This is a genomic window from Kutzneria viridogrisea DSM 43870 (genome assembly GCF_000525635.1).
Taxonomy (GTDB): Bacteria; Actinomycetota; Actinomycetes; order Mycobacteriales; family Pseudonocardiaceae; genus Kutzneria; species Kutzneria viridogrisea.
This window is the reverse complement of sequence record NZ_CP007155.1, coordinates 2,248,146-2,263,222: the sequence shown is the minus strand read 5'-3', so window position 1 is coordinate 2,263,222 and position 15,077 is coordinate 2,248,146. Positions and strand designations below refer to the sequence as shown.

Here is a 15,077-nt window from a genome sequence, read left to right as displayed (position 1 = left end):
ATATACGGATCCCCTTACGGAGAAAAGATGTCGAGCAGCGCGCGGGTGGCAGGGGTCGAGGTGCCGACCGGGCACTGGATCGGGGGCGGGCGGCTGGGCTCGGCGCGGACCTTCGCCGATCACTCCCCCATCGACGGCGCGCTGCTGGCCGAGGTCGCGCGCGGTGGTGCGGCCGAGGTCGAGGCGGCGGTGTCGGCGGCGCGGCAGGCGTTCGGCGGGTGGTCGCGGACCAGCCGGGAGCGGCGTGCCGAACTGCTGCACGCGATCGCCGAGGGCATCGAGAAGCGCACGGACGAACTGGCCCGCGTGGAGACCGCCGACAACGGCGCGCTGCTGCGCTCGCACCTGCGGGGCGTGATGCCCAGGGCTGCGCACAACTTCCGGTTCTTCGCCAACTGGCTGGTGGACGAGCTGGCCCACCCGGAGTTCGACACCCGAGGGCACCGCAACCAGGTGTCCTGGGACCCGGCCGGGGTGTGCGCGCTGATCACCCCGTGGAACGCCCCGCTGATGCTGGCCACCTGGAAGATCGCCCCCGCGCTGGCCGCGGGCAACACGGTGGTGCTCAAACCCGCCGAGTGGACCCCGCTGACAGCCTCGCTGCTGGCCGACATCACCGCCGAGGCCGGGCTGCCCGACGGGGTGTTCAACGTGGTGCAGGGCTTCGGCGCCGAGGCCGGGGCCGCGCTCACCGAGCACCCGGACGTGCGGCGGATCAGCTTCACCGGCTCGGTGCCCACGGCGCGCACGATCGCCGCGGCGGCGGCCCGCAACCTGGTGCCGACCTCGCTGGAGCTGGGCGGCAAGTCCCCGCTGCTGGTCTTCGCCGACGCCGACCTGGACCTGGCCGTGCGGCTGGCGGTGGAGCAGTACGACAACGCCGGGCAGGTCTGCCTGTCGGCGGTCCGGCTGCTCGTGGAGGAGCCGGTGGCCGAGGAGTTCCAGCGGCGCTTTCTGGAACGGGCTTCGCTGCTGCGGCAGGGTGATCCGCGCGAGCTGGACACCGACATCGGCCCGCAGGTGCATCCCAGGCAGCTGGACCGGATCGACGGCTTCGTGCGGCGCGCGGTGGCGGCGGGCGCGACCGTGGCGCTGGGCGGTGAACCGAACTCCGAGCTGGGCGGCCTGTACTACCGGCCCACGCTGCTGACCGGGGCGCGGCCGGGCAGCGAGATCCTCACCGAGGAGGTGTTCGGGCCGGTGCTCACCCTGCAGACCTTCAGCGGGGAGGAGCAGGGCATCGCCATGGCCAACGACAGCCGGTTCGGGCTGGCGGCCACGCTGGTCACCGGGGCCCCGGCGCGGGCGGAGCGGGTCAGCGCGCGGCTGGTCGCGGGCACGGTGTGGGTGAACTGCTTCTTCGTCCGCGACCTGCGGGCCCCGTTCGGCGGCAGTCGTGAGTCGGGGATCGGCCGCGAGGGCGGCACCTGGAGCTTCGACTTCTACTGCGACGTGAAGAACTCGGTCTACGCCCAGGAGGGCTGGAATGGGTGAGGTTGTCGGCGCGGGCCTGCTCGCGCACGTGCCCACGATCATGTTGCCGGAGCAGCAGCGGCGTGAGCTGAACAACGGTGCGGACACCACGCTGGTCGCCGGGCTGGACCGGTTGCGGACCGAGGTGTTCGAGACCCTGGACTACGACACGGTGGTGCTGCTCGACTCGCACTGGGCGACCACCGTGGAGTACGTGGTGACCTCGCACCCGCGGCGGGCCGGGCTGTTCACCTCGGAGGAGCTGCCGCGTGGCATGTGTCGCATCCCCTACGACTACCCCGGGGACCCCGAGCTGGCGCACGCGATCGCCGCGCACGGCACCGAGCGCGGCACCTGGATCACGCCGATCGACGACCAGTACCTGCCGATCTTCTACGCCACGGTGAACCTGTGGCGATACCTGGGCGTGCCCGAGAAGAAGTGGATCTCCATCGGGGTCTGCCAGACCGCCGATGTGGAGGACAACCTGCGGCTGGGCCGGGCGCTGGCCGACGGGATCGCGCAGGTGGACCGCAAGGTGTTGATCATCGCCTCCGGGGCGATGAGCCACACGTTCTGGCCGCTGCGCGAACTGCGCGCGCACGAGGCCAGCGGGGTGGAGCACATCCGCACCCCGGAGGCGGCCAAGGCCGATCTGGAGCGCATCGACTGGTTGCGCGCCGGGGACCACGCCCGCGTGCTGGACACGATGCCCGAGTTCGCGCGGTACCGGCCCGAGGCCGGGTTCGCGCACTACCTGATGATGGCCGGGGCCATGGGCGAGTCGGCCTGGACCGCACCCGGCAGGCTGTTCAGCGAGTACGAGAACTCCGTCGGAACCGGCCAGGTGCACATCTGGTTCGACCGGCCCGAGCAGGGGTGGAGCGCCACGCGATGACCGAGTACCGCAGGATCCTGCTCGACGGCGCGGCCGTGCGGGTGCAACGCGTCGGCGACCTGCTGCTCGCCCCGGACGGGCGCGAGGTCGGCGTGGCCGAGGCCGTGCACCTGCCGCCCTGTCAGCCGTCGAAGATCATCGCCGTGCACCTGAACTACCGCAGCCGGGTCGAGGAGTTCCAGGGCAGGCTGCCCAAGGCGCCGACCTACTTCCACAAGCCGACCTCGGCGCTCAACTCGCACGGCGGGGCGGTGGTGCGGCCCGAGCGGTGCAAGTGGCTGAACTACGAGGGCGAGATCGGCATCGTCATCGGCCGGACCTGCCGGAACGTGCCCGTCGAGCAGGTCGGCGAGCACATCCTGGGCTACACCGTGGCCAACGACTACGGGCTGCACGACTTCCGCGACACCGATGCCGGATCCATGTTGCGGGTCAAGGGTTCCGACACGCTGTGCCCGCTCGGACCGGGTCTGGTCACCGGCTGGGACTTCCGCGGCAAGTCGATCCGCACGCTGGTCAACGGCAAGGTCGCACAGGACGGCAACACCGACGAGATGGAGTGGGACATGCACTACCTCGTCGCCGACATCGCCCGCACGATCACACTGCACCCCGGCGACGTGCTGCTGTCCGGGACCCCCGCCAACTCACGCCCCGTGCAACCGGGCGATGTCGTGGAGGTCCAGGTCGAGGGCTTGGGCACGCTGCGCAACCACATCGTGTCGGGCCCGGTGCCGATCGACTCCGCCGTGGGCGCCCAACCCACCGAGTCCGAGGAGGTCCGCTCCACCGCACTCGGCGGCGACTGGGAGTACCGCGGCCAGCGCGCCCCCCGCTGAGGACTCGCCCCGTTCCGAGCCCGGCGCGTGTCGGCGCTACCGGTGCCGCGTGTCGGCGCTTCCGGGACGGTGTGTTCGCACTTCCGCTTTGGACTCCCGGATTCTGGGACGTCGTACGCCAACCGCGGACACACCGTACGGAAGACGTCGACACGCGGTGCGCGAAGCGCCGACACGCGCCGCTTGGGGTGAGCGGGACCGATCCAGCCGGGTCAGGCCTCCACGTCGCGGGCGAGCAATCCCGGCAGGGGGCCGGACTGCACGGAGCGGCGCACCTCGGCCTGGCGCTCCTGTGCGGTCTCCTCGAAGTGGCTGAGCACGTGCCGCAGGATGCGGGTCAGCTCGGTGACCCGGCGCGGGGACAGGCCCTCCAGGCTGTAGACCTCCTCGGCGTTGAACCGCGGGAACAGCTCGGTCATCAGCGCCTTGCCACGCTCGGTCAGCGACAGCACGCTCAGCCGCCGGTCGTCGGCGGGCGTGGCGCGGGTGATCAGCCCGCGGTTCTCCAGGGTCCTGGCGACCCCGGTCAGCGTGCCCTTGGAGATGCCGCTCTCCTCGGCGACGTGCCGGGTCTCGATGTCACCCCAGATCCACACCACCCACAGCACGACGAACCCCGTCCAGGACAGGTCGACGTCGCGCAGCACGGACTGCTCGAAGTGGTTGCGCACGACCAGCGCGGTCCGGTGCAGGTTGGACAGTGCCATCATGGCCTCGACGTCGATCCGCAGGCCGCCGAGCCGCTCGCCGACGGCCTTCTCGGTCTCCCGCAGCGTGTAGTAGCCGGTCATCGTGCCCCGCCCTCGCCGTCGCCCAACCTGGTTGACACGCGAGCAGCCTAACTCGCCCGACCATATGGGCACGAACGAGTGGCCGGGTCGGCAGGTCCCGACCCGGCCGCTCGTCCGGTGCTCAGCCGCGCAGTGCGCGGGCGGAGCCGACCAGCGCCCGCAGCGCGGGCTCGACCTCGGCGTAGTCGCGGGTCTTCAGCCCGCAGTCGGGGTTGACCCACAGCCGCTCGGCGGGCACCGCCTGCACGGCGGCCCTCAGCAGCTCGGTGACCTCGTGCTCGGCGGGCACCAGCGGGGAGTGGATGTCGTACACCCCGGGCCCGACCCCGCGCCGGAAGCCGATCGCGCGCAGGTCGTCCAGGACCTCCATCCTGGACCGGGCCGCCTCGATCGTGGTGACGTCGGCGTCCAGCCCGTCGATCGCGCCGATCACGTCCCCGAACTCGGAGTAGCACAGGTGCGTGTGGATCTGCGTGGCGCTCGCGGCCCCGGAGGTGGCCAGCCGGAAGGACTCCACCGCCCACTCCAGGTACGCGGGCCGGTCCTCGGCGCGCAGCGGCAGCAGTTCGCGCAGCGCGGGCTCGTCGACCTGGACCACGCCGATCCCGGCCGCCTCCAGGTCGGTGATCTCATCCCGCAGCGCGAGCGCGACCTGCTGCGCGGTGTCGGCCAGCGGCTGGTCGTCACGCACGAAGGACCAGGCGAGAATGGTCACCGGGCCGGTGAGCATGCCCTTGACCGGCTTGCTGGTCAGCGACTGCGCGTGGGCCGTCCACTCCACGGTGATCGGGTTGCGCCGGGACACGTCCCCGTGCAGGATCGGCGGCCGCACGCAGCGCGAGCCGTAGGACTGCACCCAGCCCAGCTCGGTCGCGGCGAAGCCGACGAGGTTCTCCGCGAAGTACTGCACCATGTCGTTGCGCTCGGGCTCGCCGTGCACCAGCACGTCCAGCCCGATCTCCTCCTGCAACCGGATGACGCGCTCGATCTCCTCGCGCATCCGCTGCTGGTAGTCCTGTTCGGACAGTCGACCGGCGCGGACCTCGGCCCGTGCCTTGCGGATCTCGGTGGTCTGTGGGAAGGAGCCGATGGTCGTGGTGGCCAGCGGCGGCAGGCCGAGGCGCTCCTGCTGCGCGGCGGCGCGCTCGGAGTAGTCGACGCGACGGCGGTGCTGCGGGGTCAGCGCGGCGATCCTGGCGCGGACCTGCTCGTCACGAGAACCGGCCGCTGGCACGGCCCCGTTCTGGATCGAGGCGCCCGCGTGCAGGGCCCTGCCCAGGGTCGCGATCTCGGCGAGCTTCTGCCTGGCGAAGGCCAGCCTGCCGCGGACCTCCGGTTCGAGACCGGTCTCGGCGTCCAGGTCGTACGGCACGTGCAGCAGCGAGGTGGAACTGGACACGGTGAGCGAGCCGACCGAGCCGAGCAGGCTCGCGCAGACCGAGGCGGCGGCCCGCAGATCGGTGCGCCACACGTTGCGGCCGTCCACCACGCCCGCGAGCAAGGTCTTGTCCCGCAACGAGGTCAGCCCGGCGATGCGGCGCACGGTGTCGGGCGCGGAGACCAGGTCCACGGCGATGGCCTCGACCGGGGACTCGGCGAGCACGGCCAGTGCGGGCCCGAGGTCCCCGTAGCCGCCGGCGACGAGCAGGCGCGGGCGGTTGGCCAGCTTGCCGAGCTTGTCGTACGCCCTGCGCAGTGCGTCGAGTTCGGCCTCACCGCGGTCGGCGGCATAGGCGTGCTCGTCCAACTGGACCCATTCGGCGCCCGCGTCGGCGAGCTTGCCGAGCAGTTCGGCGTAGCGGTCCACCAGCTGGTCGATCAGCGTGATCGGCGCGAAACCGGGCTCGGTTCCCTTGGACAGCAACAGGAAGGTCGCCGGGCCGACCAGCACGGGACGGGTGTGCACGCCCTGGGCCAGCGCCTCGGTGAACTCCTGGACGGGCTTGTCGCCGACCAGCGCGAACTTCGTGTCGGCGGACAGCTCCGGCACCAGGTAGTGGTAGTTGGTGTCGAACCACTTGGTCAGCTCCATCGCGGCGGCGCCGTCGCGACCGCGGGCCATCGCGAAGTAGGTGTCTAGTTCGGACAGTCCGAGCTCGCGGAAGCGCCGCGGCACCGCGTCGAACAGCACGGCGGTGTCCAGCACCTGGTCGTAGAAGGAGAAGGTGTTGCCGGGCACGGAGTCCAGGGACCGCGACAGCTCGCGCCAGGTGTCCGCGCGCAGCTTCGCGGCGACCTCCAGCAACTCGGCCTGAGTCCCCCGCCCGGACCAGTAGTTCTCCAACGCACGCTTGAGTTCCCGACGTGGACCGATCCTGGGATAGCCCAGCACCGTCGTCCTCAGTTCAGCCACAGCTCTCTCCTCGCGAGCCTGTGGGCCACATCACGGCGTGCACGCGAGGACAGCGGGCACAGAAGTGCTCCGCCAACGTCCGCGCGAGCCCACCCGAGAGGCCCCGGACCAGCGCGTACCGGCGGCACGCGCACCTGTGGCAGGTCTTCGGACTCGCGGGCACCCGGGCACGGACCCGGACCTACTGGCCGTCGCTTCCCAGGCTCTCGCCCAGTGCTTCATGACGGCGGTCGTTCCCACTCACCGCTGCGGGGCAGTCCCGGAATCGCACCGGGTTCCCTGTTGCCTCGCCGCACCCAGACCGCGGGCACGGCGAACCACTGGCGGTTGTGAGCCTAGCGACTGCACGGCCGTTGACAAGAGTCAGCTTGGCAACTCCGCGCTGAAGCCCCGCACCATGGCGGCCAGCCCGGCCTCGAACCACTGGTCGTAGTACCCGCGATCAGCCGATCGGGTCGGGCGGCCGTCCTGGTGTGGCGTGCCGACCTGGGCCAGCGCGTGGCCCAGCACGAACACCGCCACCGACTGCACCGCCGTGACCACGCGCTCGTCCCCGTCGAACAGCTTGGCCAGCAAGGACTCGCCCAGTTCGAGGTCCACCGGGTGGGTGGCCAGCAGCGGCACCGCCCCGGGGTGCGCCAACAACACCTCGCGGTAGGCGCGGGCCAGCTCAGTGAGCCGCCGCGCGACCCCGCCGTCGACCCGCACCGCTTCCATCGCCCGCGCGAACAACTCGTTGACCACCAGCGCCAGCAGGGCGTCCCGGTTGGGCACGTGCCGGTACAGCGACATCGCCGCCACGCCCAACTCGGTGCCCAGCCGCCGCATCGTCAGCGCGTCCAGCCCCTCGGCGCCCAGCACGCGCACGGCTGCCGCGAGGATGGACTCCTGACTGAGCAGGGGCTTGCGGCCACCGCGGGACTTCTCCGTCACCCCACGAGCGTAGCCGTCAGGCAGGTACCGAACAGCGCCCAGCACCCGACCGTGACGACCACGTGCTGCAAGTCGGGCACCACGGCGCGCCCCCGTGTGGGCAGGACCTTCAGCGTGCGGCTGTACTCCCGCTGGTACGCCCGCCGCATCGGCTCGTTCCGGATCAGGCCGAAGTACGGCAGCCACCAGCAGACGGCGTTGCCGACGATCGTCAGTCCACTGAGGACGGTCGCGAGGACCGTGGACCAGGTCTGCCCCAACGCCATGCCGCCCGCGATCGCCAGCCCGACCGGGTAGTTCATCAGCGCGGCCCGCACCCGGTCGCCGACATCGGACACCGCCAGGTCGTTGAGCGGGAACATCGGCACCCACTCGGTGAGCACCAGCCAGCCCACCCACAGCAGCGCCAGGACAACGGCAACAGTGCTCACAACATCCCCCTCCGGCGTGCGTACAACGTAAGCTTACGTTGTACGCACACCGGACTGTCAAGCCACCTGCTCGATCCGGCCCACGATCGAGCTCGGCGCGGGCTGCGCCGCGATCTCGTCACGGACCTCGTTGGCAGCCCGCGCGAAGCCCGGTTCACGCAGCAGCCTGGCCAGCGACTCGCGCACCAGCTCCGGCGTGACCTCGGCGGGCGGGATGCTGATCGCCACGCCCCGCTTGGCGGCCAGCTCCGCGTTGAGCGGCTGGTCGGCGAAACTGGCGATGATCAGCTGCGGCACGCCGTACGCCAGCGGGGTCGCCGTGGTGGCGGAACCGCCGTGGTGCACGATCGCCGAGCAGGTCGGCATCAACGCACCCAGCGGCATCCAGCCCAGCGCACGGGCGTTGTCCGGCAGCGGACCGAGATCCACCTCCCCGGCGGCGACCAGCACCTCGATGTCCATCGTGGACAGTGCGGCGAGCAGATCCCGCAGCGTGGCAAGCCCGCCGAGCTGCGGCAGCACGCTGCCCAGGGTCAGGCACACGCGCGGGCGGCTCGGCCGGTCGGTGACCCAGGCGGGCAGCAGGCGAGTCTCGTTGTACGGCACGTACCGCATGAGCCACTGGCTGTCGGTGGCCAGCCCGCCCATGCTCGGCGGGCGCACGTCGATGGTGGCGCTGGGCGCGGCCGGGGGCGCGAGGCCCAGCCAGGTCCGCCGCTCCTCCAACCTGTCCAGGATCGCCTTGCGGGTGCCCACCGCGTGCTCCCCCGTTCCGGCCCAGCCCAGCCGGATGCCCTGCTCCACCAGCGACACACCCAGCTCACCGGCGATCAGCGGACCCGCGCCCTGCTCCAGGGTGGACACCACCACGTCCGGGGCGAACCCGCGCGCGACCGCCAGCGCGGGTTCGAGGATCTGCTCGCCGAACCAGCCGAACCCACCCGAGATCGTGACCCCGCCGTCGTTGTCCCCTGGCGTGACGTGACCGGCGACGGACTCCATGAACTCGGCCCACAGGTCGCGCTCGGGCAGCACGTCCACGGTGGGCAGCCCGGCACCGACCGCGGCACCGGCCCCCAGCCCGTTGTTGATCACCAGCACCTCGTGGCCCGCGGCCCGCGCAGCCCAGGCCAGCGGCACCGTGGGCAGGAACAGACCGGACCCCGGCAAGGCCGTGAACAGCAGTTTCATGATTTCCCCCATCACTTGAGCGGCGCTCAATTGAGCGCCGCTCAAGGTAGTGCGCTAGGCTCGGGCCGTCAAGGCCGAAGGGGGTCCGCGCATGCCGCTGCGGCGGGAACAGGTGATCGACGAGGCAGTCGCGCTGCTCAACGAGGTCGGGCTGGACGGGTTCACCACCCGAGCGCTCACCGACCGGCTCGGCGTGCAGCGCGGCGCCCTGTACTGGCACGTCAAGAGCAAGCACGAACTGCTCACGGCGGTGGCCGTCAAGGTCGTCGAACCGGCGCTGCGCAACTGGACGGCGACCGCCGACTGGCCCGAGGCGTACACGGGTTTCGCGCAACGGCTGCGCACCGCGATGCTGGCCCACCGCGACGGGGCCCGGCTGGTCGCCTCGTACATCCCCGGCACGCCAAGGACCCAGGCCGCCATGCAGGAGCACCTGGCGGGACTCGCGGAGCTGGGCATCCCGCCCGAGCTGGCCGCGCGCTTCGGCGACACCGTCGCCAGCTACGTCACCGGGTTCGTGCTCCAGGAGCAGGCCACCGGGGAACAGGACCCCGAGCTGTTCACCGCCTCGGTCAACACGATCATCCTGGGCATGCGGGCCGAGCTGGGCACGCTCTGACACCATGCCCCGGTGCGCATCGGCATCCTGGGACCGCTGCACGTGCGGGACGACGAGGACCGCCCGGTGCGGCTTGGCGGTGCGCGGCTGCGCACCCTGTTGCTGCGGCTGGCGCTGGAGCCCGGCCAGGTCGTGACCGCCGAACGGCTGGTCGCCGATCTGTGGCCGCACGACACCCCGGCCGAGCCCGTGGCGGCACTGCAGTCGCTGGTGGCCCGCCTGCGCCGCGCACTGGGCCGGGACCTGATCAGCTCGCACCCCGCGGGCTACCTGCTGGCGGTGGACCGCGAGCAGGTCGACGCGTGGCAGTTCGAGCGGGCGATCACCGAGCACCGGCCGCACGAGGCGCTGGCGCTGTGGCGGGGCAGGCCGCTGGCCGACGCGGGGGACGCCGAGTTCGCCGTGGCGCCCATCGCACGGTGGAACGAGTTGCGCATGGCGGCACAGGAGAGCCGGATCGACGCGGAGCTGGCCACCGGGCCGCGCGCCGAACTGGTCGCCGAGATCGAACAGCTGGTCGCCGACCAGCCGCTGCGGGAAGGCTTGCACGCCAGGCTGATTCGCGTGCTGTGCGCGCTGGGCCGACACGCCGAGGCGCTGGCCGCCTACGAGCGGGTGCGCACGCTGCTGGCCGACCAGCTCGGCGCGGACCCCGGACCCGAGTTGCGTCAGGCGCATCGTGTTGCGCTCAGCGAACCGGTACCGCTGCCCGCACCCGCACGGCCCGCCATGCCCGCGCGGCTGACCAGCTTCGTCGGCCGCGACACCGAACTGGCCCAGGTCCGGCAGGCCCTGCACGGCTCCCGGCTGGTGACCCTCACCGGCCCCGGCGGGGTGGGCAAGACGCGGCTGGCGGTCGAGTCGGCCGGAGACTACGCCTGGTTGGTCGAACTGGCCGAGGTCCGCTCCGCCGAGGGCGTGCGGCCAGCGGTGCTCAAGGCGGTCGGCGAGAACGCGGAGTCGTTGGCCACCCGCACCCTGCTGCTGGTGCTGGACAACTGCGAGCACCTGATCGACGCAGTGGCGGCGTTCGTCGCCGACCTGCTCACCGGGGCACCCGGAATCCGTGTACTGGCCACCAGCCGCGAACCGCTGGGCATCACCGGTGAGGTGCTCTGCCCGGTGCCGCCGCTGGAGGACGCGAACGCCGTGCAGCTGTTCACCGAGCGCGCTCGGGCCAGCAGCCCCGGCTTCACCGCCGATGACTCCACTGTGGACATCTGCCGCGCGTTGGACGGCATTCCACTGGCCATCGAGCTGGCGGCAGCCCGGTTGCGCTCGATGAGCCCGGGGCAGCTGGTGAGCCGCCTCACCGACCGGCTCGGCCTGCTCGACCGGGGAACGCGTTCGACGCAGCCGCGGCACCGCACGCTGCGCGCCGTGATCGACTGGAGCTGGCGACTGCTCGCCGAGGACGAACGGCTGCTGCTGGGCCGGTTGTCGGTGCTGCACGGTGGGGCGACCGTGGAGTCCGCCAACCGGATCGCCGCACCTGAACTGACCGCCGAGGCCACGCACGACCTGCTGACCTCGTTGGCGGACAAGTCGCTGCTCGTGGCCCAGGACTCGCGGTACCGGATGCTGGAGACGATCCGCGAGTTCGCCGGGGGCCAGGTGGCCGAACTCGAGGAGCTGCGCGCGCGCCACGTCGTGTACTTCACCGAGCTGGCGGAGTCGCTCGAACCGCTGCTGCGCCGCGACGAGCAGTTGGCCGCCAGCCGGGCGCTGATCGCCGAGCAGGCCAACCTGGACGCCGCGATGTCCTGGGCGGACCAGGCCCACCTGCTCCGGCTCGTGGGCGCGCGCACCTGGTTCTGGCTCGTCTCCGGCCAGCCGCAGGAACTGCGCCAGTACGCGCGGGGCGTCCATGCCGGTGACACGCTGGTGCACGACCAGTGCGCGGTGCTCAACGGAACGGGCACACTCGCGCAACTCGAACGTCTGACCACTGTGGACGATCCATCCGCGCTCGGTGTCGCCATACTGGTCGGCAGGGAGTTCCTCGGCGCCGAGCAGGTCCGGCGGGTGTTCTCCGAGGTGGCCGATCGCCTGGCGGCACGGGAAGATCCCTGGCTGCGGGCGGCCGGGCAGCTGCTGCGCGGGTACGTGGAATCCGAACTGAGCAGCGGTGGCGCACTGCGTGCCGAGACTGCTTTCCGTGCGGCCGCAGCGGGTTTCCGTGCGGTGGGCGATCGCTACGGGTTGGCGTTCTCCTTGTTCTTCCTCACCATGGCGCTGGCCAACAGGGGCGAGACCGAGGCGGCCCTGACCGGTGCGCGCGAGGCGATGGAAGTCATCGAACGACTGGGGCCGCCGATCATCCCGGTGCCGACGATGCTGCTGGTGCAGTCGGCGAACCTGCGGGCGCGGGCGGGCGACCTCGCCGGGGCCAGGGCCGACCTGGACCGGGCGGAGGCCGGGGCGCTGCGGGAGCGCGACATGCTCGCGGTGTGCCGGATCCGCAACGCGCAGGCCGGTCTGGCCCGCCAGCGCGGGGACCTGGACGAGGCGCTGTCCTGGCACCGGGCGACGATGAAACTGTCCACTGAGGACATGCCGATGCAGTTCCGCGCCCTGCTGCACAGCAACTGCGGGCGCACCAGGACGGCGCGCGGTGAGTTCGCGGCGGCACGGGAGCTGCACGAGCAGGCTTGGCGGCTGGCCGACTCCACACAGGACGGTCCGGCCAGGGCCAGCGTGCTGGAGGGCTACGCGGAGTGGTGCGCCGCCAGCGGGGACACCGAGCGTGCCGCGTTGCTGCTCGGTGCCGCCTACGCGGTGCGCGGGGTGCAGGACCCGAGCGACCCGGAACTGGCCGAGCTGATCGACCGCTGCCGACAGGCCCTGGGCCAGCAGGGGTTCCAGACCGCCTGGCTACGCGGCGGCCACTCCCCCATCGAACTCACCTGACCCGCGCGTGTCGGCGCTTCGCGTACCGCGTGTCGGCGCTGCGCGTGCGGTGTGTCCGCATTTGGCGGACGAGTTCCCAACAGGCGAGAACCCGTACAGGAAGCGCAAACACGCCGTACCGGAAACGCCGACACGCGGTGCCGGAAGCGCCGACACGCGCTGTCCCTGCTCAGGCGCCGACGGCCACCACGCCGCACCGAACCCGCGCGAGGTACTCCGCCACCTGGTTACCGGTGCTGGCGATCAGCCCGATGTAGCCGTCCGGGCGCACGACCACCAGCGCGTCCCCCGCGATGTCGTAGGCCGGGTTGCCGGTGATCGACGCGGCGCCCTCGTACTGGGCGTCACCGAAGGCCAGCACCGTGAACTGCGGGCCGCGGAACAGGTCGAACAGCCGGCCCTCGCCGTGCACCCCGTCGGGCGCCCGGTCACCCGCGCGCAGCGCACCGGGCCGCTCGCGCAGGTCGACCGACAGCGGGCTGTCCCGGTAGTGCAGGCCGAGTTGCTTGAGCACCGGGTCGTCGCGGCGCATCGCGTCCTCGTCCCCGCGCGCGGCCTTGTTCAGCAGTTCGGTGCTGATGCCCAGCACGGCGGCGGCCACCGGCAGGCGCTCGGCCTGGTAGGTGTCCAACAGGGACTGATCGGCCCCGGCGAGCACGGCGCCCAGCTTCCAGCCCAGGTTGTGGGCATCCTGCACACCCGTGTTCAGGCCCTGGCCCCCGGTTGGCGAGTGCACGTGCGCCGCGTCCCCGGCCAGGAAGACCCGGCCCACCCGGTACCGGTCCACCATGCGCACGTTGGCCCGCCACGAGCTGGACCAGCCCACCTCGCGCAGTGTCAGGTCGGTGCGGCCGCTGGCCCGCTCCAGCAACTCCTGGAGGTCACCCGGCCGGGTGCCCCCGGTTGTGGGCACGGTGAGCTGGAACGTGTCAGTGCCCGCCATCGGGCAGAGGGCAAGCAGCGGCAGGCGGCAGGTCTCGTCCAGCCACATGTGCCAGTGGTCACGGTCCAGCCCGTCCACCCGGACGTCGGCGATGAACATCTGGTGCTGTTCCAGGGTCTGCCCGGCGAACTCCACCGGCAAGCCCTTGCGCACGCCGCTGCGGCCACCGTCGGCGCCGACGAGGTAGTCGACACGAACGTCCTCTGTGGATCCGTCACGACTCAGCGTGGCGGTTACCCCGTTGTCGTCCTGCGCAAACCTCGTGAGCTCGGTCCGGAATTCCACGTGACCGCCCAGCTCGGCGAGGCGCTCGCGCAGGATCTGCACGGTGCGCCACTGCGGGACCATCAGCGTGTTCGGGTAGGGCACGTCCTCGCGCGGGTCGAGCTCCGGCGCCATGGGCCGCTCCCACACGACCTGTTCGTGCCGGTAGCCGCGCACCGGCGGGTAGGGACCGCCCACAGCCAGTGTCCGCTCGATCACGCCGAGGTCATCGAGGACCTCCTGGGTCCTTGGCTGCAAACCTTTGCCACGTGAGCCCGCGAAAGCCTCGTCGCGGTCCACCACGCGGACCGCGACCCCGCGCCGGGCCAGGTCGACGGCCAGTGTCAGGCCGGTGGGCCCGGCCCCTGCGATGAGTACCTGAGTGGTCATGACGGCACTGTGGCCCCGGGCGCTGTCAGCTCACCGACAGCGCGCTGTCAGCGGGACTCGCGCGCCTCAGAGCGGGACTCGCCGACCCCAGAACGGGACTCGCGCGCCTCAGAGCGGGACTCGCGGGGTGGGGTGGGTGGTCAGCGGCCGGTGTCGCGCAGGAAGTCCTCGAACAGGGTGGGCAGGTAGGCCAGCAGCAGGTTCAGGGCGTCCAGGGCGCCGCCCACGGGATGCAGCTCGGCCAGGGACCAGGCCATCGCGGACCCGCGGTAGGCGGGCACATCGCTGCGCACGTCGGTGAACCAGGTGAGGAAGGGCACGCGCAGCTCGCGCACCCGGGGACTGACCAGCGGGCCGCCCAGCGCGAGCAGGGCGGTGGGCTCATTGCGCAGCAGCCAGCGGTAGACCTGGGAGAACTGGAAGAACCGCCACTCGGGGCCGGTCGGGCGCACCCCGCGCGACTTGGCCAGGGCCACCCCGTACTCGGTGGCGGTCTGCTCGGCACGGCTCCAGGCGGCGTCGTGCACGCTGCGCTTGGTCAACCGCCCCGCCTGCAATCGCAGCAGGTAGTTAGCCCATTCAGTCGATCCGGGGTTTCCGAACGTGTCCTGACCCACTCCCAGTGCGATTGCTGTCCCCCGTTCGATGCCCTCCAAGATCGCGGCATCCACAATGGACGCCCAACTGCCTGACTCGCCGACCCCGCGGTCGCGGAAGAACTCGAGAACACCCTCGATGTTGCGCCACCGGTCCCAGACAGTGACCAAACGGGACACCTGGTGTGACTCCACGTGACGCAGCCAGGTACGTCTGTCGTGCATGGACAGTGCGTCCAGCTCGTCCAGGCCGAGGTCAAGGCCGTGCTCGCAGCACTGTCCAGCGCGCGGCAGCGGCACGTGCGGCGGTGTGGCCACCTCGGAGGTGGCCGGCGCCGTGGCTGCGCCGAGCGCACTTCGTACCAACACCAACACTCCCCAGCCCGCACCCAGTCGACAACGCCAGAAAATGGTAACCGTGCGACAAGGAATGACCTTACGCCAAA

The 15,077-nt window shown here is 71.6% G+C and carries 12 protein-coding genes and 1 riboswitch; of the genes, 5 read left to right on the top strand and 7 right to left on the bottom strand.

Annotated features, from left to right (window positions below; translation table 11 throughout):
- The first annotated feature begins 27 nt into the window (after positions 1–27).
- The 3 genes from KALB_RS10250 to KALB_RS10240 are packed head-to-tail and all read left to right on the top strand — an operon-like array spanning position 28 to position 3,210.
- Complete coding sequence (locus tag KALB_RS10250) at positions 28–1,494, top strand: aldehyde dehydrogenase (RefSeq protein WP_025355629.1); 1,467 nt, start codon at positions 28–30, stop codon at positions 1,492–1,494.
- Entirely contained in the window at positions 1,487–2,371 is an 885-nt protein-coding gene (locus KALB_RS10245; RefSeq protein WP_025355628.1) for a DODA-type extradiol aromatic ring-opening family dioxygenase, read from the top strand. The genes KALB_RS10250 and KALB_RS10245 overlap by 8 nt, the downstream gene beginning before the upstream one ends.
- Positions 2,368–3,210, top strand: a complete 843-nt coding sequence (locus KALB_RS10240; protein WP_025355627.1) for a fumarylacetoacetate hydrolase family protein — start codon at positions 2,368–2,370, stop codon at positions 3,208–3,210. Before KALB_RS10245 ends, KALB_RS10240 begins: the two co-directional genes overlap by 4 nt.
- A 212-nt stretch (positions 3,211–3,422) precedes the next feature.
- Here the strand turns inward: KALB_RS10240 and KALB_RS10235 are convergent, their stop codons facing one another.
- The 5 genes from KALB_RS10235 to KALB_RS10215 form a co-directional block, all read right to left on the bottom strand.
- Positions 3,423–4,001 (bottom strand): MarR family winged helix-turn-helix transcriptional regulator, encoded by a 579-nt coding sequence (locus KALB_RS10235; protein ID WP_025355626.1) that lies wholly within the window; start codon positions 3,999–4,001, stop codon positions 3,423–3,425.
- 121 nt (positions 4,002–4,122) lie between these two features.
- A complete protein-coding gene (metE, locus tag KALB_RS10230; protein WP_025355625.1) occupies positions 4,123–6,354 on the bottom strand; it encodes a 5-methyltetrahydropteroyltriglutamate--homocysteine S-methyltransferase in 2,232 nt (743 codons plus the stop codon).
- Positions 6,355–6,475: 121 nt separating this feature from the next.
- Positions 6,476–6,691, bottom strand: a riboswitch (cobalamin riboswitch).
- Positions 6,692–6,717: 26 nt separating this feature from the next.
- Entirely contained in the window at positions 6,718–7,287 is a 570-nt protein-coding gene (locus KALB_RS47525; protein ID WP_025355624.1) for a TetR/AcrR family transcriptional regulator, read from the bottom strand.
- Positions 7,284–7,718 (bottom strand): hypothetical protein, encoded by a 435-nt coding sequence (locus tag KALB_RS47520; protein WP_025355623.1) that lies wholly within the window; start codon positions 7,716–7,718, stop codon positions 7,284–7,286. The genes KALB_RS47525 and KALB_RS47520 overlap by 4 nt, the downstream gene beginning before the upstream one ends.
- Positions 7,719–7,775: 57 nt before the next feature.
- Positions 7,776–8,909, bottom strand: coding sequence for a nucleotide disphospho-sugar-binding domain-containing protein (locus KALB_RS10215; protein WP_025355622.1), 1,134 nt, complete (start codon positions 8,907–8,909; stop codon positions 7,776–7,778).
- 91 nt (positions 8,910–9,000) lie between these two features.
- On the opposite strand from KALB_RS10215, the gene KALB_RS10210 reads away from it, so the two are divergent.
- Together KALB_RS10210 and KALB_RS10205 are read left to right on the top strand one after the other, a co-directional pair.
- Entirely contained in the window at positions 9,001–9,528 is a 528-nt protein-coding gene (locus KALB_RS10210) for a TetR/AcrR family transcriptional regulator C-terminal domain-containing protein (protein ID WP_025355621.1), read from the top strand.
- A gap of 12 nt (positions 9,529–9,540) precedes the next feature.
- Positions 9,541–12,438, top strand: coding sequence for an ATP-binding protein (locus KALB_RS10205; protein ID WP_025355620.1), 2,898 nt, complete (start codon positions 9,541–9,543; stop codon positions 12,436–12,438).
- A 169-nt stretch (positions 12,439–12,607) separates the two neighbouring features.
- On the opposite strand, the gene KALB_RS10200 is transcribed toward KALB_RS10205, so the two are convergent.
- The gene (locus tag KALB_RS10200; RefSeq protein ID WP_025355619.1) at positions 12,608–14,035 is read right to left on the bottom strand and encodes an FAD-dependent monooxygenase; all 1,428 of its coding nucleotides are present in this window, start codon (positions 14,033–14,035) and stop codon (positions 12,608–12,610) included.
- Positions 14,036–14,175: 140 nt separating this feature from the next.
- The gene (locus tag KALB_RS10195; protein ID WP_051913281.1) at positions 14,176–15,000 is read right to left on the bottom strand and encodes a hypothetical protein; all 825 of its coding nucleotides are present in this window, start codon (positions 14,998–15,000) and stop codon (positions 14,176–14,178) included.
- Positions 15,001–15,077: the final 77 nt, after the last annotated feature.

Coding starts and splice junctions, on each gene's coding strand:
- KALB_RS10250 (WP_025355629.1), top strand. CDS start 28: ATGTCGAGCAGCGCGCGGGTGGCAGGGGTCGAGGTGCCGACCGGGCAC.
- KALB_RS10245 (WP_025355628.1), top strand. CDS start 1,487: ATGGGTGAGGTTGTCGGCGCGGGCCTGCTCGCGCACGTGCCCACGATC.
- KALB_RS10240 (WP_025355627.1), top strand. CDS start 2,368: ATGACCGAGTACCGCAGGATCCTGCTCGACGGCGCGGCCGTGCGGGTG.
- KALB_RS10235 (WP_025355626.1), bottom strand. CDS start 4,001: ATGACCGGCTACTACACGCTGCGGGAGACCGAGAAGGCCGTCGGCGAG.
- KALB_RS10215 (WP_025355622.1), bottom strand. CDS start 8,909: ATGAAACTGCTGTTCACGGCCTTGCCGGGGTCCGGTCTGTTCCTGCCC.
- KALB_RS10210 (WP_025355621.1), top strand. CDS start 9,001: ATGCCGCTGCGGCGGGAACAGGTGATCGACGAGGCAGTCGCGCTGCTC.
- KALB_RS10200 (WP_025355619.1), bottom strand. CDS start 14,035: ATGACCACTCAGGTACTCATCGCAGGGGCCGGGCCCACCGGCCTGACA.